The following is a 16,504-nucleotide window of genomic DNA, read 5'->3' on the forward strand; positions in this document are numbered from 1 at the left end:
ATTTCCGTCCCCATAGCTTAACGGATAAAGCGCGGCCCTCCGGAGGCCGAAATCGAGGTTCGATTCCCCGTGGGGACACCCGTTTTTAAAAATTTGACTTTATTCTATAAAAATGTTAAAGTCCTTTGAATTAGTTCATTAACTTTTTCATAAAAAAAGGGGTGGTGAAATGGAAAATATTAATATGGATAATGCTTATAATTACTATGCCAATATGGGGGTGTATGCTTATGTCCACTCTTGTGGTAGCGGAGACTTAAAATTTCTTGGGCTCTCCGGAGAACATAACGAGAATGTTGATTTCTTTTGTAATGAATGTAAAAGAAATTTCTCGGTAGAATGCAAGGGAGGATATTTAAAAAGTAAGGGACAAATTTTGACAATGCTGTATCCATAATTCATTTCAACAAAAAGCCACTGCGAAAAAACGCGGCGGCTTTTTATATTATATGGATATGATATAATGAAATAAGATATGCAATAAATTAAAAGTCAGACCTTTCCATCAGTTTGTCACTTTTGAAAGGTCTGACCTTTAATTTATAACACATGAAAAATATTGTTTTAATTTTAATCAAAATTTACCAGAAAACCATTTCTCCCGACCATGGTTTTTTTCCTGTTTTGAAGTTTTTGGGCGGATGCCGCCACAACCCAACTTGCTCGCAATACACTCATGAAGCGGTCAAAGAAAAAGGGGCATTAAAGGGGGTATGGTTGGGAATAAAAAGAATTTCTAATTGTCATCCTTGGGGGAAAGAATTATGAAACAAATCAATAAAGTTATAAAGGTTTTAATTTTATCGGATGTCGCTTTGGCGGGCGGGGTTGGGTTTTATGGCGCCTATTTTCGCGATTTTTTTGACCGAAAAAATTCAGGGAGGCAATATCGCGGTTGTTGGATACGCGGCCGCTATCTATTGGATTATTTTGTCATTGGTTGTGATTCCTTTTGGGCGATATTTAGATAAAAACCATGGCGAGAAAGATGATATTTGGTTTATTATTCTCGGTAATTTTTTAGCCGCCTTAGCTGTTTGCGGGTATCTTCTTTCTTTTCTTCCTTGGCACATTTACCTCTGTCAAGTGATTTACGCTATTGGTATGGGGATGAATATTCCCGGCTATACAGCTATTTTCACTCGCCATATTGATAGAGGCAAAGAAGCGTTTGACTGGAGCGTTCGCGCCGCTTTAATCGGTTTTGGAAGCGGAATCGCTGGCGCCTTAGGTGGAGTGGTCGCTAATCGTTTTGGTTTTTATATTCTCTTTATCGGAGTCATAGTTTTCCTTTTAATCAGCGCTTTTTTGCCTCTTTTAATCAGAAAAGAATTATCTTCAAAAGATAAAAAAATAATTAGAACGCCAGCAGGCAAAATTTATCCAAAGTAGCGCGTTAGAAAAATGAAGAATTTGGAATTGTCTCAAATTTTTTATAGCATCTCCGACTTGCTTGAAATGCAGGGGTTGCCTTTTCGCGCGATTGCTTTTGCCCGCGTCGCTCGCGTTTTGGAATTTTTGGAAAAAGACATAGAGGAAATTTATCGCGAGGGCGGGATAAAAGCGTTAATGGATATTCCCGGCGTTGGCGAGGGGATCGCCCGACGAATGGAGGAGTTTGTTAAAACAGGCGAGGTTAAGGATTATCAAAAACTTAAGAGGAAATGTCCGGTTGATTTGGAAGGATTAAGAGCCGTTGAAGGGCTCGGCTCTAAAAGAATAAAAATTCTTTACGAAAAATTAAAAGTTAAAAATTTAAAGGATTTAAAAAAGGCGGCCCAAGCGGGGAAGATAGGAAAATTGGAGGGCTTTGGCGCCAAAAGCGAAAAAAATATCTTGCAGGCGATTGATTTCGCGGCGGAGGGCAAAGGGAGATTTTTGCTTGGTTTGGTTTTGCCGAGGGTTAGGCGAATTATTGGCGAACTTGGAAAACTTCCTCAAATTAGCAGAGTTAGCATGGCTGGTTCAATTAGGCGGATGAAAGAAACGGTGGGTGATGTTGATATTCTCGCGACTTCATCAAAACCAAAGGAAGTTATGGATTTTTTCATAGGAATGCCGGGGATAACCAAGGTTTGGGCGAAAGGCCCGACAAAATCGTCAATTCGTTTTAGAGACGGGTTGGATTGTGATTTGCGAATTGTGGGAAAAGAAAGTTTTGGCGCGGCTTTGCAGTATTTCACGGGAAGCAAAGAGCATAATATTTTAACTAGACGAATTGCTAGAAAAAAAGGGCTGAAATTAAACGAATACGGAGTTTACAAGGGAGAGAGAAAAATAGCGGGCGAGACAGAGGAAGGGGTTTACGAAGCAATTGGCTTTCCATATATCGCGCCGGAATTAAGGACAAACACGGGCGAAATTGAAGCGGCTTTATCAGGTAAATTGCCGAAGTTGGTTAATCTCGGTGACATCAGAGGAGATTGCCATTGTCACACCAATTGGAGCGACGGCTCGCAGACAATTGAAGAAGCGGCAAAAATCGCTCAAAAAATGGGTTATCAATATCTAGCGATTACTGACCACGCCGGTTTTTTGAAAATAGCTGGCGCGTTGGATGAGAAAAAACTTCTCAAACAAATGGCGGTAATAGATAAAATCAACAAACGGCTTTCAGGGATTAAAATTTTGAAAGGATGCGAGGTTGATATTAAAAAAGACGGCGAATTGGCGATTAAAGATGAGGTCTTGGCGAAGGCCGACTTGGTCTTGGCGGCCGTTCATTCAAATTTCAAAATGACGAAAAGGGATATGACAAAACGGCTGGTTAACGCGATTAAAAATCCGTTTGTCAATATTATTACCCATCCAACAGGCAGAGTTATCCGCAAAAGAGAGGAATACAGTTTTGATTTTGACGCGGTCTTCAAAACGGCGCGTGAAAACAAAACTGCCTTAGAAGTCAACGCTCATTTCAAGCGATTGGACTTAAGGGATATCTATATTAGAAAGGCGACCGACGCGGGAGTTAAATTGGTCATCAATACAGACGCGCACAATTCCGTGGAATTTTCAATGATGGAATTCGGCGTTGCGACCGCTCGTCGCGGTTGGGCTGAAAAAAAAGACATCCTCAACACCCGCTCGGCAGATAAACTTTTAGAATATTTTAATAAATAAATGAATAAAAAGATTAAGAAATGGGGGTTGGTTTTTTTGTGGGCTGGTTTGATTTTCTTTTTGTCGCATCAGCCGGGGTTGAAGTCGGGTCTGCCTAATGAGTGGGATTTTGTTTTGCGCAAGTTGGCTCATATTTCGGAGTATTTTGTTTTGACGCTTCTTTTAATTAACGCTTTGAAAGAGCATTGTTTGAGCAAAAAGAAAATTATTGTTTTTGCCGTTTTGCTTGCTTTCGCTTATGCCTGTTCTGATGAATATCATCAAACATTTATTAACGCCCGCGAAGGAGCGGCACGCGATGTTTTAATAGACAGCGGTGGGATATTGCTTGCTTCATATTTTTTGGACGGAAAAAGAAAAAAATGGTAGAATAGCATTATGTTTGATTTTTCGAAAAAAATGGCTTTTGGATTAGACTTGAGCGATCGGTCTCTTAAGATTATTCAATTTAAAAAACAAAAAGGCGAGTTTTCTTTGTCTGGCTTTGCTACGCAAGATATTCCGAGTGGCCTTATCCAGAACGGAGAAATCAAAAAAGAAAAAGAATTAGCCAGTGTTTTAAAAAGCGCGCTAGCGGAAGCGAAAAAGAGAGGAGTGACTGGCAATCGGGTTGTTTGTAATTTGCCGGAAGAAAAAGTTTTTATTCGCGTTATTCAATTGCCTCGAATGAAAGAGGAAGAAATAGCGCAGGCGATCCGATGGGAAGTGGAAGCGCATATCCCCATGAGTATTAACGAGGTCTATATGGATTGGCAAGTAATAGAGCCGATAGTTGTGTCTTCTAAACATATTGATGTTCTGATCGCCGCCGCTCCGCGCGATTTAGTTGATAGTTATTCAAGTTTTCTAAAAAGAGGCGGGCTTCATCCAATTGCTTTGGAGCCGGAATCAGTCGCCGTTGTCAGAAGTTTAATTAAATCAAAAGATCACAAGCCGTCCGTTATTATTGACTTGGGGGCGACGGGAACCAACTGCGTGGTTTTCGCGGCTGAAGCGATTCGTTTTACTTCTCATATCCGCGCTTCAGGACGGCTTTTTACCGAAGCGATAGAGAAGGACTTAAAGGTTAGCGAGAAAGAAGCTAATCAATTAAAGATTAAAATTGGGTTAGACAAAACAAAGAAGCAAGGCAAAGTTTATCGCGCCTTAAAACCAATTGTTAACGATCTTGCTAAGCAAATTAGCGAATATATTGATTTCTATGAAGAAAATAAGGTCGCGCAGATTATACTTTGCGGAGGCGATTCACTTTTAATCAATCTTCCCTTTGAACTTGAGAGCGCGCTTAAGATTCCAGTTAAATTAGGCAATCCGTTGGAAGGGATTTTGGAAAAAATTGTTTTGCCTAAAAAGGAAATTCTTGCCTATAATACGGCTATAGGATTGGCTTTAGGAAATTATTAAATAAATGATTAAACTTAATCTTTTATCACCCGAAGAAAAAAAAGAAGCTCAATTAACTAATTTTATTCATTGGTTAGCGTTTTTAGTCGTTCCGATTTCCGCCTTTTTAATAGTTTTTATTCTATTTTTACTTGGTTCTTTTTTCTCGCTTTCCATAATGCTCAAAGCGCAAGATGAGGCGATAGTACTTCAAAGGAGCGATTCGAGGACGCAGGAATTGCTTAAGATTGAGGAAAGAATTCAAAAAACAAACAAAATTCTTGACCAAATTTATCTTAAACAAAACAAAATGGTTTCTTGGACGCTCGCGCTAATAGAAATATCGGAAATTATGCCAGACGCGGCGCGCCTTAATAATTTCTCTTATCGGAAAAGCGACAATACGCTTAATTTAATTGGCTGGGCGGCGGAACGAAAAGACATTTTATCGCTAGAGGAGTCCTTGAAAGAAAGTTCTCTTTTTGACCAAGTCAATTCTCCTTTATCTAATTTGATTAAACAGGAGAATGTAGATTTTAGTTTTACATTTAAGCCGATTCAATGATAACCTTTTTCCAAAAAAAAATTATATTTATGATTGCTTTGGGGATCATTATTCTCGCGCTTGTTTTTGTTTCGGTAATTTATCCTTTGGTCAATAAAATCGCGGATTATTCTTATCGGTATTTATCAAACAAAGAGATTCTATCTGGTCTGAGCAAAAGAGAATCCCTCGCTAAGGAATTGCGGAATGATTTTCAAGAAAAGCAGGATGCTTTATCAAGAATTGAAGGCGCGCTTCTTGGAGCGGAAGAAACAGTTGGTTTTATATCCACGATTGAAAGCATCGCGCAAGAAACAGGCAACCTCTTTGAAATAAAAACAGCCAGTCCGTCGCTCCTGACTTCCGAAGGAGAGCCGTTTCTTTTTTTGAGCGTTGTTCTTTGGGGCGATTTTTCGGAACTGTTGAATTTTATCGCTAACATAGAAGATAGTCCTTATCCGCCTTATCGTTTAATGGAAATTGAAGGGATAAATATTAAAAGATTATTAGAGGGGGATATAGAGACCAATTTAGAAATTAAAATTTATACGAAATGACGAAAATTTCAATTGAAAAAACGCATATTTTTTTGGAGAAATATTGCTGCTGGATTTTGGGAGCGATTTTAATTTCACTTCTTTTTTGTAACGCCTTTATTTATTATAAATATATCTATTTGGCGACCACGGCCGAAATTACTTTAACGATTGAGAAAACGGTCGTTAACGAAGAAATGTTGAATGAGGTTTTGAGGGAAATAGAAAATAGGGAAGAGACCCTTATCCGAGTCCAAACAAGTAAATACGCCGACCCGTTTAATTAAAATGCGGGGGGGCTGCCCCCTAATTTCTTTACTTTTCTGTGTTTTTCGTTATAATACCACAGCTAAATGTCCCCGTAGCTCAACGGACAGAGCGACGGTTTTCTAAACCGCAGGTTGCAGGTTCGATTCCTGCCGGGGGCACGCGTTTTTTGTCCAAAATTTATTTTGGCAACAAAAAACAGCGCCCCGACGGATGTCGGGGCTTCCAAATGTTTTTTTATGGCGGCTATAGTTTAGTGGTAAAACTCCTCTTTGTGGAAGAGGTATCGAGAGTTCGATTCTCTCTAGCCGCCCAGTATTAGATTGACAGAAGATAAAAAGTAGTTTATCTTTATTTTAGGTTTTATCTTAAGGGCCTCCTTGCGGAGGTTTTATATATGGAAATTAGAAACATTGCTATTATCGCCCATGTTGACCATGGGAAGACGGCTATTACCGACGCTTTGATGCGGCAGACGGGGATGGTTGGCGACGAATCGGTTGGAATGGATAGCGACACCCTTGAACAGGAAAGGGGAATTACGATTTATTCCAAAAACGCGTCGCTTTTCTACAAAGACACGAAAATCAATATCGTTGACACGCCAGGACACGCCGATTTTGGGTCGGAGGTTGAACGCGTGCTTCGGTCCATTGACTCAGTTCTTTTAGTTGTAGACGCGCAGGAAGGTCCGATGCCTCAAACCAAGTTTGTTTTGAAAAAGTCATTGGAACTTGGGCTGAAACCGATTGTCATTTTGAATAAAATTGACAAACCCGCCGCAAACCCCGCCCTTGCGCACGAGCAGGTCTTGGAACTTTTTATGGATCTTGGCGCGAATGAAGAGCAACTAAACTTTAAGGTTATTTACGCCATTGGTCGGGATGGAATTGCCAAGAGAAATTTAGAGGACGAATCAAAGGATTTAACTCCTCTTTTAGATATGATTTTAGAGGAGGTTCCGGCGGCGCTGTCTGATACATCGCTTCCTTTTAGAATGCAGCCGTTTAACTTGGCTTATGACGATTTTTTGGGGCGGCTTGCGATCGGGAGAATTTACGAGGGAGTGATTAAGCCGGGCTCGAAAGTGATTGTTAAAAAACCGAACGGCGAAACGCGACACGCGTCAATTACGAGAATTAACACATTTCAAGGGATAGAAAGAAAAGAAACCGAGGAGGCCGTCGCGGGGGATATTGTTATGATCGCGGGCATCCCCGACATCTATATTGGAGAAACGATTTGCGCCAATGTTGACCAAGAGCCGCTTCCAGCGATTGTTGTGGACGAGCCGACTATCTCCGCGAATTTTTTAGTTAACAATTCTCCTTTCGCGGGCCGAGAAGGAAAATTCGTAACAACGCGTCATATTAAAGAACGGTTGGAAAAAGAATTGGAAGTTAATGTCGGCTTAAGAGTTGATTTTTCCGCGAATGATATTTTTCGGGTCTTTGGAAGAGGAGAAATGCATTTGGCGATTCTTCTTGAAAATATGCGTCGCGAAGGATACGAACTTCAGATTTCTCAACCGCAAGTTATTATTAAAGTAGAAGACAGAGTTAAAAAAGAGCCATTTGAAGAAGTTATTATTGATGTTCCAGATGAGTTTTTGGGGACAATCATTGAGAATATGTCAAAGCGGAAAGGTATGATGCGGGAGATGAAATCAGAAAACGGAAATACGCGGCTGATTTTTGAAGCTCCGACTCGCGGAATTCTTGGCTACAGAAACGAGTTTGTTATTATCACGAAAGGAGAGGGAATTTTATGCTCGCGCGCGCTTGAATTCAGGCCATACGCGGGGGAGATTGAAAAAAGAAGCGTTGGTTCAATGGTTTCTATGGCGACAGGAAAGGCGCTTGGCTTTTCTCTTTTTAACCTGCAAAGTCGAGGCGCTATTTATATTGACCCCAATATTGAGGTTTATGAAGGAATGGTCATCGGAAACACTTCCAAAGGAGAATCTTTATCTGTTAATCCGACTAAGGGAAAAAATTTAACAAATGTGCGCGCTTCCGGTTCGGACGACGCCTTAAAACTTGTCCCTCCTTTGAAATTGACTTTAGAAAGAGGAATGGAAATTATGTCGGAAGACGAGTATTTGGAAATAACGCCCAAAAGCATCCGCCTTCGAAAAAAATTCCTCACAGGAATTGAAAGAACAAGAGCGAAGAGGAAAAGTTAATTGAAGATTTGACATTGTTGATATAATTTGATAACTTGTTTAAGTAATGCCTACGATTCATCAATTAATTAAGAGGCCGAGGAAGACGGCGAAGAGGAAACCAAAAGCCCCGGCTCTTTGGAAAAGTTTTAATTCGCTTAAGAATAAGCCGAGCACTATTTCGTCTCCGTTTAAACGGGGTGTTTGTGTTCAAGTTAAAACGATGACGCCGAAGAAGCCGAACTCGGCTATGCGAAAAGTGGCGAGAGTTCGTCTGACTAATGGAATGGAAGTGACTGCGTATATTCCTGGCGAGGGACACAAGTTACAAGAACACTCGGTTGTTTTAATCAGAGGCGGACGGGCGAAGGATTTGCCCGGAGTTCGTTATCGTGTCGTGAGAGGTGTTTTAGATACTGGAGGCGTGGAAGGGCGAAGGCAAAAGAGAAGCCGTTACGGAGCGAAGAGACCAAAGGCCGGAGCTCCCGCAAAGGGAGGAGAAGCGGCGGCCGCGCCAGCGGAGGAATAAAATATATGCGTAGAAAAAGAAACATAAAAAGAGAAATTAATCCTGACCCTAAATATGGGAATGCTTTGGTTGCTAAGTTTATTTCTTATCTAATGAAAGATGGAAAAAAATCTATCGCGCAGAGTATTTTTTACGGCGCGTTTGATATTATTAAAGAAAAAGTAAAAGACAAAGACCCTTTGGATGTTTTTGACCAAGCGATTAAAAACGCTTCTCCCGAAGTTGAAGTGAGAACGAAACGGGTTGGAGGCGCGCGCTATCAAGTGCCGCGCGAAGTGCGAGGGGAGAGGAAAATCGCTTTGGCCTCAAGATGGCTTATTGGTTCGGCTAAAAAGAAAAAAGGCAAACCAATGGCGGAAAAACTTGCTGAAGAATTAATGGAAGCGGCGAGGAATGAAGGCGTTGCTGTAGGCAAGAAGCAAGAAACGCACAAAATAGCCGACGCCAATAAGGCCTTCGCTCATTTTAGATGGTAGTTTTTTGATTTATTTTTATGCGAGAGTATCCAATTGAAAAAGTTAGAGATATTGGCATTATTGCCCATATCGACGCCGGGAAAACGACCGTATCCGAACGGATTCTTTTTTATACTGGAATTTCTCATAAAATTGGAGAGGTTCACGAAGGCGAAGCGATTATGGACTGGATGGAGCAAGAAAGAGAAAGAGGAATTACGATTACTTCGGCGGCAACGACTTGTTTTTGGAATCCGAGAGAATATTTTGCTGGCGGAGAAAAGAAAAATAAATATCAAATTAATATCATTGATACTCCCGGACACATTGATTTTACCGTTGAAGTCCAGCGTTCTTTAAGAGTTCTTGACGGGGCGGTGGTTGTTTTTGATGGAGTAGCTGGAGTTGAGCCGCAGTCAGAAACCGTTTGGCGGCAAGCGGACAAATTTAATGTGCCGCGAATTTGTTTTGTTAATAAACTTGATAGAATGGGAGGGAATTTTGAAACGAGTTTGCGCTCGATTTGGGAGCGGCTTACGCCTCACGCGATTGCGATGCAACTTCCTATTGGTTCCGAGGAAAATCTTGAGGGCGTGATTGATTTAATTAAAATGAAGGCGTTTAAGTTCGTCGGCAAGAGCGGAGAGGAAGTGACTGAAGAAGAAATTCCAGAGGACTTGAAAGAGAAAAGCGCGGAATACAGAAACAAAATGGTTGAAAAAATTGTTGAGCAAGAAGACGCTTTAATGGAAAAGTATTTAGGCGGAGAAGAAATTGGAGAAGATGATTTAAGACGCGTTTTACGGAAGGCGGTTATTGGATATAAATTAGTTCCTGTTTTTTGCGGTTCGGCTTTGAAGAATAAGGGGGTTCAACTTTTACTTGACGCGGTTGTTGATTACTTGCCGTCTCCGGCTGATTTGCCGCCGGTTGAAGGGTTTGATATGAGGGACGAAGAAAAAATGATGACCCGAGAGAACAAAGACGAGGAGCCATTTGCCGCTTTGGCTTTTAAGATGGCGACTGATCCGTTTGTTGGACAGTTGGCTTATGTCCGCGTCTATTCGGGTATTTTAACGAGCGGTTCGTATGTTCTTAATTCAATTACAGACAAAAAAGAAAGAATTGGGCGGATTTTAATGATGCATTCCAATAAAAGAGAAGAGGTTAAAGAAGTTTACGCTGGTGGCATTGCTGCTGTTGTTGGGTTGAAAAGCACGACCACGGGCGATACTTTGACTGATCCCGACCACCCAATTGTTTTGGAGAAAATTACTTTCCCTGAACCAGTTATTTCTATCGCGATTGAACCAAAGACTAAAGCAGACCAAGAAAAGATGGGCTTTGCATTGAAGAAATTAGCCGATGAAGATCCGACTTTCAGAATTAAGGGCGATATTGAGACAGGACAGACAATTATTTCAGGAATGGGTGAATTACATTTAGAAGTTCTTGTTGATAGAATGATGCGAGAATTTGGCGTTGACGCGAATGTCGGGCAACCGCAGGTTGCGTACAAAGAAACAGTCAAAAAACCTGCCAAAGCGGAAGGGAAATATGTTCGCCAAACGGGCGGACGCGGCCAGTACGGACATGTTTTAATTAGAATTGAACCGCAAGAACAAGGCAAGGGTTTCGAATTTGTTGATGAAATTAAAGGAGGAGTTATCCCGCAAGAATATATTCCCGCGACTGAAAAAGGAATTAAAGAAGCGATGGATAAGGGTGTTTTGGCGGGCTATCCTTTAGTCGATGTTAAAGTCACTCTTTATGATGGCTCTTACCACGATGTTGACTCCTCGGAAATGGCCTTTAAAATCGCCGGCTCAATCGCTTTGCAGGCGGCGGCGAAAGAAGCCAATTTGATTTTATTGGAACCGATTATGAAATTAGAAGTGGTCACGCCAGAACAATTTATGGGCGATGTTATTGGTGACTTAAGTTCCAAGCGAGGCAAGATTGAAACAATGGAAGATCGAGGCGAAGGCGCGAGCAAAGTTAAGGTGATTAGCGCTAAAATTCCTTTGGCAAATATGTTTGGCTATGCGACGCAAGTTAGGTCGTTGACACAAGGACGCGCTACCTTTAATATGGAGTTTGAGAATTACATGGAAGCGCCTAAAAGCGTCGTTGAAGCGATCGTTGGAGATAATAAATAAAAAAACTATGTGGGAAAAAATTAAGAAAATATTACAACAAGAAGGAGGAAAGTGTATTATTATGAAAGAAGGGGAGCCGACTTATCTTGTGACAATACTTGATAATGGGGTGGAAGAGGCGAACCAAACACTTACTGAATGGGAAAATGAAAAAGAGGTCTTTCAGGAAGAAGATGTTTTGGCAAATAATGTCGTTGAGGAAAACAGCAATCCAGTCAATCAGGAAGTCAAAATAGAGGATTTGCCGTTCTAACTATTGACTATTGTTTGTTTTTTGTGTAAGATTATTTTTATAAGTAGAATTAAAATAAATTTAATATAAGTGGATAGAGAATTTTGAATAGCGCGTTATTGCTCGCTGTTCTTTGTTCGTTGTTCACCGCAATTATTATGGCAGAAAAATTTGAGAGGACTAAGCCTCATCTTAATGTCGGTACGATTGGTCATGTTGACCATGGCAAAACCACTTTGACGGCGGCTATTTTAAAATGCCTCAAAGGGGCCGGTTTTGTCGCGCAAGACAGAGATGTTTCAGACATTGACAACGCTCCCGAAGAAAGAGAGCGCGGTCTGACTATTTCTGTGACACATGTTGAGTATGAGACGGCGAATAGGCATTACGCTCATATTGATTGTCCGGGACACGCTGACTACATTAAAAATATGATTACCGGCGCCGCGCAAATGGACGGCGGTATTTTAGTCGTTTCGGCTCCTGATGGCGCGATGCCTCAAACGCGCGAGCATATTCTTTTGGCTCGCCAAGTTGGTTTACCCGCCTTAGTTGTCTTTTTAAATAAAATTGACCAAGCCGATGATCCAGAATTAGTTGATTTAGTTGAGCAGGAGATTAGAGAGCTTTTGAGTAAATATGAGTATGACGGAGACAAAATCTCTATTGTTCGCGGTTCGGCCTTACAAGCGTTGGAATGCGGATGCGGCAAGACAGATTGTGATAAATGTGGTCCGATTTTGGAATTAATGAGCAAAGTTGACTCCGATATTCCCGAGCCAGTTCGCGCGACAGAGGAGCCGTTTTTGTTGCCCGTTGAGGATGTTTTCTCAATTGAAGGTCGCGGAACGGTGGCGACAGGAAGAGCCGAAAGAGGTATTGTTAAAGTAGGCGATGAAGTTGAAATAATTGGTTTAACAGACACAAAGAAAACAACTGTTACAGGTATTGAAATGTTTAACAAATCACTTGACGAGGGTAGAGCGGGTGATAATATGGGTGTTTTATTAAGAGGCACAAAAAGAGAAGAAATCACCCGAGGTCAGGTCTTAGCCAAGCCCGGATCAATCACTCCTCATCAGGAATTTGAAGGGGAAATTTATGTTTTAAGCAAAGAGGAAGGCGGAAGACACACACCTTTCTTTAATGGATATAAGCCACAGTTCTATATTAGAACAACCGATGTGACGGGCGATGTTACTCTACCAAAAGGGACAGAAATGATTATGCCGGGAGATACAGCGAATTTGAATGTTAAATTGGTCTCCCCGGTCGCATTAGCGGAGAAGCAAAGGTTTGCCATTAGAGAAGGAGGACGAACAGTTGGAGCGGGCGTAGTGACGAAAATTATCAAATAGCAATGGCGCAAAAAAAAGAAACGGAAGCAAAACAAAAAATTCGCATTAGAATTCAAGCGTATGACCACAAGCTTATTGACCAATCAGTCAAGCAGATTCTTGAAGTTGTCCAACGATACGATGCTGAAATATGCGGACCAGTTCCTTTGCCGACCGAATTTCATAAATATACGGTTAATCGCTCGCCTTTTGTCAACAAAGACGCGCGGGAACAATATGAAATGAGAATTCATAAGCGGCTGATTGATATTGTTAATCCGGAGCACAAAGTGATTGACGCGCTAATGGAATTAAGTTTACCTGCTGGCGTTGATATTGAAATAAAAATGATTTAGTTTTTTAGTTGTAAGCGAAAACTAATTTATGACGCGTATTTTTCTTTTTATTTATTAAAATTATCTTATCTCAACGAATTTAGTCATCTCAAACCGGGACTATTCCCGGTTTTTGTTTGCCAATATGAAATTTATTTTAGGAAAAAAATTAGGAATGAGCCAATTCTTTGGCGAGGATGGAAAGGTTATACCTGTCACATTAGTTGAGGCGCTTTCTTGTTATGTCGTCCAGGCGAAAACAAAAGAAAAAGACGGTTATCAGTCCGTTCAAGTTGGGTTCGGAGAAATTAAAGAAAGAAAGGTTAAAAAACCGCAAAAGGGGCACATTAAAAAAGCGAACTTGGAAAATAATTTTAGCGGCTTTAAGGAGTTTAAAGAGATTGACCTGAAAGTCGGAGACGAAATCAATATTTCTGTTTTTAATGAAGGCGATAAAGTTAAGGTCTCTGGTATTTCAAAGGGAAAAGGATTTCAGGGTGTGGTTAAAAGGCATGGATTCGCGGGAATGCCCGCTTCTCACGGAACGAAGCACTGCTTAAGAGCGCCGGGTTCAATAGGTTCTGGTTGGCCGCAAAGAGTTTTTAAGGGTATGAGGATGGCTGGAAAAATGGGAGACGAAAGGGTCTCTGTTAGAGGCTTGGAAATAGCCAAAATAGATACGGAGAATGGAATCATCGCTATTAAAGGAGCGGTCCCAGGCAAAAAAGGAACAATTTTGGAAATAGTCGGTCCGGGGGAGATAATAATTTCTTAAAATGCTAAAAGAAATAGTCTACAATCAAGAAGGCGAGGAAGTTGGGAAGGTTAATTTGCCGGCCGATGTTTTTGGTTTGGAAATTAATCAAGATTTGATTTGCCAAGCGGTTAACGCGCAAAGAGCGAACGCCAGAGAGTCAATAGCGCACACGAAAGACAGAAGCGAAGTGAGCGGAGGAGGAAAGAAGCCGTGGCGGCAAAAAGGAACTGGCCGAGCCAGGCATGGTTCAAACCGTTCGCCGATTTGGAAAGGCGGAGGTGTGACTTTTGGACCGACAAATGAAAGGGTCTTTACCCAAAAAATTAATAAAAAAATGAAGCAAAAGTCATTATTAATGGCTTTATCCTCTAAAGTAAAAGATGAGGAGATAATTTTATTGGATAAATTGGATTTAACCGAAGCCAAGACGAAAAAAATGGCAGAAATTTTAAATAAATTAAAAAATGGGGCTAAAAAAGATATAGACAAGGGGGTTTTGATTGTTTTGCCGGCGGTTGATCAAAAAATCATCACGGCGTCTCGCAATCTTCCAAAAATCAAAACAATTCAAGCGGATAGTTTAAATATTTACGATATTTTAAATTATCATTATTTGCTTATGCCTAAGGAATCAATCAAAGTAATCCAGAAATTTTATATCAAGCAATAAAAATTCATGTCATCATTAAATAAAATTAAAAAAGTCGTCTCCGCCTATAGAGTTATCAAAGAACCGCACATTACCGAAAAAGCAAGTTATTTGGGCGAGCAAAACAAGTATGCTTTTAAAATTTATCCAAAAGCGAATAAAAGCGAAGTTAAGAAAGCGGTTGAAGCCCTTTATGGAACGAAGGTGGAAAAGGTTAATATTATTCATTCCGCGCCAAAAAAGAGACGCGTTGGTAGAAGCGAGGGATGGCGGGGTGGACTTAAAAAGGGGTTTAAAAAAGCGATTGTAACTCTCAAAAAAGGAGAAAAGATAGAAATTGTAGGATAATTAATTTGTATATATGAAAAAGTATAAACCAACATCGCCGGGCAGGAGAGGAATGACCGTGGTGGATTATTCCGTTCTGACTAAAGCAAAACCGGAAAAAAAACTAACTAAAAAGTTGGTTCAAAAAGCAGGTCGAGGTAATCTCGGTCGTATTACGGTTCGGCACCAGGGCGGCGGTCATAAGAAAAAATATCGCTTGATTGATTTTAATCGCTCTGATAAGATAGATATTCCAGCAAAGGTGGCGGCGATTGAATATGATCCCAATAGAAGTTGTTTTATCGCTCTTTTGTATTACAAAGATGGCGAGAAAAGATATGTCTTGTCTCCAGAAGGACTCAAGGTTGGCGATGAGATTATCTGTCAGGAAAAGGCTCTTGTTGCTATTGGCAATAGAATGGAATTAAAGAATATTATCCCGGGAAGCCAAGTGTATAATGTTGAATTGACACCGAAAAAAGGTGGACAGATAGTTCGTTCGGCTGGCTCGTCGGCTCAAGTTATGTCGCGCGACGGCGGTTTTATCCATCTTAAACTTCCTTCAGGGGAAGTGAGAATGATCAGGGAAAACTGCATGGCGAGTTTGGGGCAGTTGAGCAATTTCGAGCATAATATGGTTGTGATCGGCAAAGCAGGAAGAAGCCGCTGGATGGGTAAACGACCCACGGTGCGCGGTTCAGCGATGAATCCCTGCGATCATCCTCATGGCGGTGGAGAAAACAGACAGTCAATTGGATTAAGAAGAGGTCCGAAAACGCCTTGGGGTAAGTTGGCTTATGGAGTCAAGACGAGAAAAAAGAAACACAGCGATAAATTAATTATCAAGAAAAGAGTTAAAAAGAAAAGGAAATAACTATGAGCAGATCACTTAAAAAAGGTCCATTCATTGACCCAAAACTATTGAAAAAAATATCAAAGTTAAAGCTGGGCGATAAGACCATTATTAAAACATGGTCTCGCGCTTGTGTTATTGCTCCCGAAATGGTAGGTTTTACTTTTGGAGTTCATAATGGCAAAGATCACATTCCTGTTTTCATTACCGAAGATATGGTTGGGCATAAATTAGGAGAATTTTCTTTGACAAGGAAATTTGTTAAACATGGCGGCAAAATGCAAAAAGAACAAGAAACGGCCGCGCGTAAATAATAATTATGATTACCGCCAAATTAAACAATTTAAGAACATCTCCCAGAAAAGTTAGGTTGGTCGCTGATTTGATTAGAGGAATGATGGTTATGGAAGCAGAAAAGCAGTTGAGATTTTCAACCAAAAAAGCGTCTGTTCCAATTTTAAAACTTTTAAATTCAGCGATTGCTAACGCTAAGCAGAACGCTGGTTTAGCGAAAGAAAATCTTTACATCGCGAGTATCGTTGTTGAGGCGGGGCGAACTCTGAAACGATGGCGACCGCGCGCGATGGGCAGGGCGGGACGGATCATGAAAAGAACCAGCCATATTATTTTGTCTTTGGAACAAAAGGGAATCTTGAAAGCCGAGCCAGAAAAAACGGAAAAGAAATTTGAAATTTTACCGCAAGAAGAAACGAAAGTAAAAAAAGAACCATCTCTTAAAACAAAATCAGTCAAATCAGAAAAACCTTATGCAACAACTTTAGGCTCAAAGAAAAGAATTTTTGGTCAACAAGCGGAGGGGGCGGGCAAAAAGATGTTTAGAAGGAAGAAGATATAAA

The 16,504-nt window shown here is 40.8% G+C and carries 22 protein-coding genes and 3 tRNA genes; all 25 read left to right on the forward strand.

The window, feature by feature from the left end; translation table 11 throughout:
- The first annotated feature begins 6 nt into the window (after positions 1-6).
- A tRNA-Arg gene (locus tag KKF19_02030) sits at positions 7-78 on the forward strand.
- Positions 79-184: 106 nt separating this feature from the next.
- Positions 185-397 carry a hypothetical protein gene (locus KKF19_02035; GenBank protein MBU2579718.1) on the forward strand — a complete coding sequence of 71 codons (213 nt, stop codon included), beginning with the start codon at positions 185-187 and terminating at the stop codon, positions 395-397.
- A gap of 152 nt (positions 398-549) precedes the next feature.
- Complete coding sequence (gene yidD, locus KKF19_02040) at positions 550-768, forward strand: membrane protein insertion efficiency factor YidD (GenBank protein ID MBU2579719.1); 219 nt, start codon at positions 550-552, stop codon at positions 766-768.
- Positions 769-807: 39 nt separating this feature from the next.
- Positions 808-1,392, forward strand: coding sequence for an MFS transporter (locus KKF19_02045; GenBank protein MBU2579720.1), 585 nt, complete (start codon positions 808-810; stop codon positions 1,390-1,392).
- 12 nt (positions 1,393-1,404) lie between these two features.
- Positions 1,405-3,120, forward strand: a complete 1,716-nt coding sequence (polX, locus tag KKF19_02050) for a DNA polymerase/3'-5' exonuclease PolX (GenBank protein ID MBU2579721.1) — start codon at positions 1,405-1,407, stop codon at positions 3,118-3,120.
- On the forward strand, positions 3,121-3,489 hold the full coding sequence (locus tag KKF19_02055; GenBank protein ID MBU2579722.1) for a VanZ family protein: 369 nt from the start codon (positions 3,121-3,123) through the stop codon (positions 3,487-3,489).
- A 9-nt stretch (positions 3,490-3,498) separates the two neighbouring features.
- The gene (gene pilM / locus KKF19_02060; GenBank protein ID MBU2579723.1) at positions 3,499-4,524 is read left to right on the forward strand and encodes a type IV pilus assembly protein PilM; all 1,026 of its coding nucleotides are present in this window, start codon (positions 3,499-3,501) and stop codon (positions 4,522-4,524) included.
- A 4-nt stretch (positions 4,525-4,528) separates the two neighbouring features.
- Positions 4,529-5,068, forward strand: coding sequence for a hypothetical protein (locus KKF19_02065; GenBank protein ID MBU2579724.1), 540 nt, complete (start codon positions 4,529-4,531; stop codon positions 5,066-5,068).
- A 29-nt stretch (positions 5,069-5,097) separates the two neighbouring features.
- Positions 5,098-5,604, forward strand: a complete 507-nt coding sequence (locus KKF19_02070; GenBank protein MBU2579725.1) for a hypothetical protein — start codon at positions 5,098-5,100, stop codon at positions 5,602-5,604.
- Complete coding sequence (locus KKF19_02075; protein ID MBU2579726.1) at positions 5,601-5,870, forward strand: hypothetical protein; 270 nt, start codon at positions 5,601-5,603, stop codon at positions 5,868-5,870. Before KKF19_02070 ends, KKF19_02075 begins: the two co-directional genes overlap by 4 nt.
- A 68-nt stretch (positions 5,871-5,938) precedes the next feature.
- Positions 5,939-6,011, forward strand: a tRNA-Arg gene (locus KKF19_02080).
- Positions 6,012-6,092: 81 nt separating this feature from the next.
- Positions 6,093-6,163 (forward strand) — tRNA-His (locus KKF19_02085).
- Between the two features lie 84 nt (positions 6,164-6,247).
- Positions 6,248-8,035, forward strand: coding sequence for a translational GTPase TypA (gene typA, locus KKF19_02090; GenBank protein MBU2579727.1), 1,788 nt, complete (start codon positions 6,248-6,250; stop codon positions 8,033-8,035).
- A gap of 46 nt (positions 8,036-8,081) precedes the next feature.
- Positions 8,082-8,543, forward strand: coding sequence for a 30S ribosomal protein S12 (gene rpsL, locus KKF19_02095; GenBank protein ID MBU2579728.1), 462 nt, complete (start codon positions 8,082-8,084; stop codon positions 8,541-8,543).
- Positions 8,544-8,548: 5 nt separating this feature from the next.
- Positions 8,549-9,019, forward strand: coding sequence for a 30S ribosomal protein S7 (gene rpsG / locus KKF19_02100; GenBank protein ID MBU2579729.1), 471 nt, complete (start codon positions 8,549-8,551; stop codon positions 9,017-9,019).
- Positions 9,020-9,036: 17 nt separating this feature from the next.
- Complete coding sequence (gene fusA, locus KKF19_02105; protein ID MBU2579730.1) at positions 9,037-11,157, forward strand: elongation factor G; 2,121 nt, start codon at positions 9,037-9,039, stop codon at positions 11,155-11,157.
- Between the two features lie 7 nt (positions 11,158-11,164).
- On the forward strand, positions 11,165-11,410 hold the full coding sequence (locus KKF19_02110) for a hypothetical protein (GenBank protein ID MBU2579731.1): 246 nt from the start codon (positions 11,165-11,167) through the stop codon (positions 11,408-11,410).
- 134 nt (positions 11,411-11,544) lie between these two features.
- On the forward strand, positions 11,545-12,747 hold the full coding sequence (tuf, locus tag KKF19_02115) for an elongation factor Tu (protein MBU2579732.1): 1,203 nt from the start codon (positions 11,545-11,547) through the stop codon (positions 12,745-12,747).
- A 2-nt stretch (positions 12,748-12,749) separates the two neighbouring features.
- Entirely contained in the window at positions 12,750-13,082 is a 333-nt protein-coding gene (gene rpsJ / locus KKF19_02120; protein ID MBU2579733.1) for a 30S ribosomal protein S10, read from the forward strand.
- Between the two features lie 124 nt (positions 13,083-13,206).
- Positions 13,207-13,836: a 50S ribosomal protein L3 gene (rplC, locus tag KKF19_02125; protein ID MBU2579734.1), complete on the forward strand. Its 630-nt coding sequence runs from the start codon at positions 13,207-13,209 to the stop codon at positions 13,834-13,836.
- Position 13,837: 1 nt separating this feature from the next.
- Complete coding sequence (gene rplD / locus KKF19_02130) at positions 13,838-14,488, forward strand: 50S ribosomal protein L4 (protein MBU2579735.1); 651 nt, start codon at positions 13,838-13,840, stop codon at positions 14,486-14,488.
- 6 nt (positions 14,489-14,494) lie between these two features.
- Complete coding sequence (gene rplW, locus KKF19_02135) at positions 14,495-14,815, forward strand: 50S ribosomal protein L23 (GenBank protein ID MBU2579736.1); 321 nt, start codon at positions 14,495-14,497, stop codon at positions 14,813-14,815.
- A gap of 13 nt (positions 14,816-14,828) precedes the next feature.
- On the forward strand, positions 14,829-15,668 hold the full coding sequence (gene rplB / locus KKF19_02140) for a 50S ribosomal protein L2 (protein ID MBU2579737.1): 840 nt from the start codon (positions 14,829-14,831) through the stop codon (positions 15,666-15,668).
- 2 nt (positions 15,669-15,670) lie between these two features.
- The gene (gene rpsS / locus KKF19_02145) at positions 15,671-15,961 is read left to right on the forward strand and encodes a 30S ribosomal protein S19 (protein ID MBU2579738.1); all 291 of its coding nucleotides are present in this window, start codon (positions 15,671-15,673) and stop codon (positions 15,959-15,961) included.
- Between the two features lie 2 nt (positions 15,962-15,963).
- Positions 15,964-16,503, forward strand: a complete 540-nt coding sequence (rplV, locus tag KKF19_02150; protein ID MBU2579739.1) for a 50S ribosomal protein L22 — start codon at positions 15,964-15,966, stop codon at positions 16,501-16,503.
- The last annotated feature ends 1 nt before the right edge of the window (position 16,504 follow it).

The sequence above is a fragment of the Patescibacteria group bacterium genome (genome assembly GCA_018830295.1).
Lineage (GTDB): Bacteria > Patescibacteriota > Minisyncoccia > Portnoybacterales > UBA2143 > JAHJSM01.

Coding starts and splice junctions, on each gene's coding strand:
- KKF19_02045 (MBU2579720.1), top strand. CDS start 808: ATGTCGCTTTGGCGGGCGGGGTTGGGTTTTATGGCGCCTATTTTCGCG.
- rpsL (MBU2579728.1), top strand. CDS start 8,082: ATGCCTACGATTCATCAATTAATTAAGAGGCCGAGGAAGACGGCGAAG.
- yidD (MBU2579719.1), top strand. CDS start 550: ATGAAAAATATTGTTTTAATTTTAATCAAAATTTACCAGAAAACCATT.
- KKF19_02070 (MBU2579725.1), top strand. CDS start 5,098: ATGATTGCTTTGGGGATCATTATTCTCGCGCTTGTTTTTGTTTCGGTA.
- KKF19_02035 (MBU2579718.1), top strand. CDS start 185: ATGGATAATGCTTATAATTACTATGCCAATATGGGGGTGTATGCTTAT.
- rpsG (MBU2579729.1), top strand. CDS start 8,549: ATGCGTAGAAAAAGAAACATAAAAAGAGAAATTAATCCTGACCCTAAA.
- rplB (MBU2579737.1), top strand. CDS start 14,829: ATGAAAAAGTATAAACCAACATCGCCGGGCAGGAGAGGAATGACCGTG.
- fusA (MBU2579730.1), top strand. CDS start 9,037: ATGCGAGAGTATCCAATTGAAAAAGTTAGAGATATTGGCATTATTGCC.
- rplC (MBU2579734.1), top strand. CDS start 13,207: ATGAAATTTATTTTAGGAAAAAAATTAGGAATGAGCCAATTCTTTGGC.
- pilM (MBU2579723.1), top strand. CDS start 3,499: ATGTTTGATTTTTCGAAAAAAATGGCTTTTGGATTAGACTTGAGCGAT.
- KKF19_02065 (MBU2579724.1), top strand. CDS start 4,529: ATGATTAAACTTAATCTTTTATCACCCGAAGAAAAAAAAGAAGCTCAA.
- typA (MBU2579727.1), top strand. CDS start 6,248: ATGGAAATTAGAAACATTGCTATTATCGCCCATGTTGACCATGGGAAG.
- polX (MBU2579721.1), top strand. CDS start 1,405: ATGAAGAATTTGGAATTGTCTCAAATTTTTTATAGCATCTCCGACTTG.
- rpsS (MBU2579738.1), top strand. CDS start 15,671: ATGAGCAGATCACTTAAAAAAGGTCCATTCATTGACCCAAAACTATTG.
- rplD (MBU2579735.1), top strand. CDS start 13,838: ATGCTAAAAGAAATAGTCTACAATCAAGAAGGCGAGGAAGTTGGGAAG.
- KKF19_02075 (MBU2579726.1), top strand. CDS start 5,601: ATGACGAAAATTTCAATTGAAAAAACGCATATTTTTTTGGAGAAATAT.
- KKF19_02110 (MBU2579731.1), top strand. CDS start 11,165: ATGTGGGAAAAAATTAAGAAAATATTACAACAAGAAGGAGGAAAGTGT.
- KKF19_02055 (MBU2579722.1), top strand. CDS start 3,121: ATGAATAAAAAGATTAAGAAATGGGGGTTGGTTTTTTTGTGGGCTGGT.
- rpsJ (MBU2579733.1), top strand. CDS start 12,750: ATGGCGCAAAAAAAAGAAACGGAAGCAAAACAAAAAATTCGCATTAGA.
- rplW (MBU2579736.1), top strand. CDS start 14,495: ATGTCATCATTAAATAAAATTAAAAAAGTCGTCTCCGCCTATAGAGTT.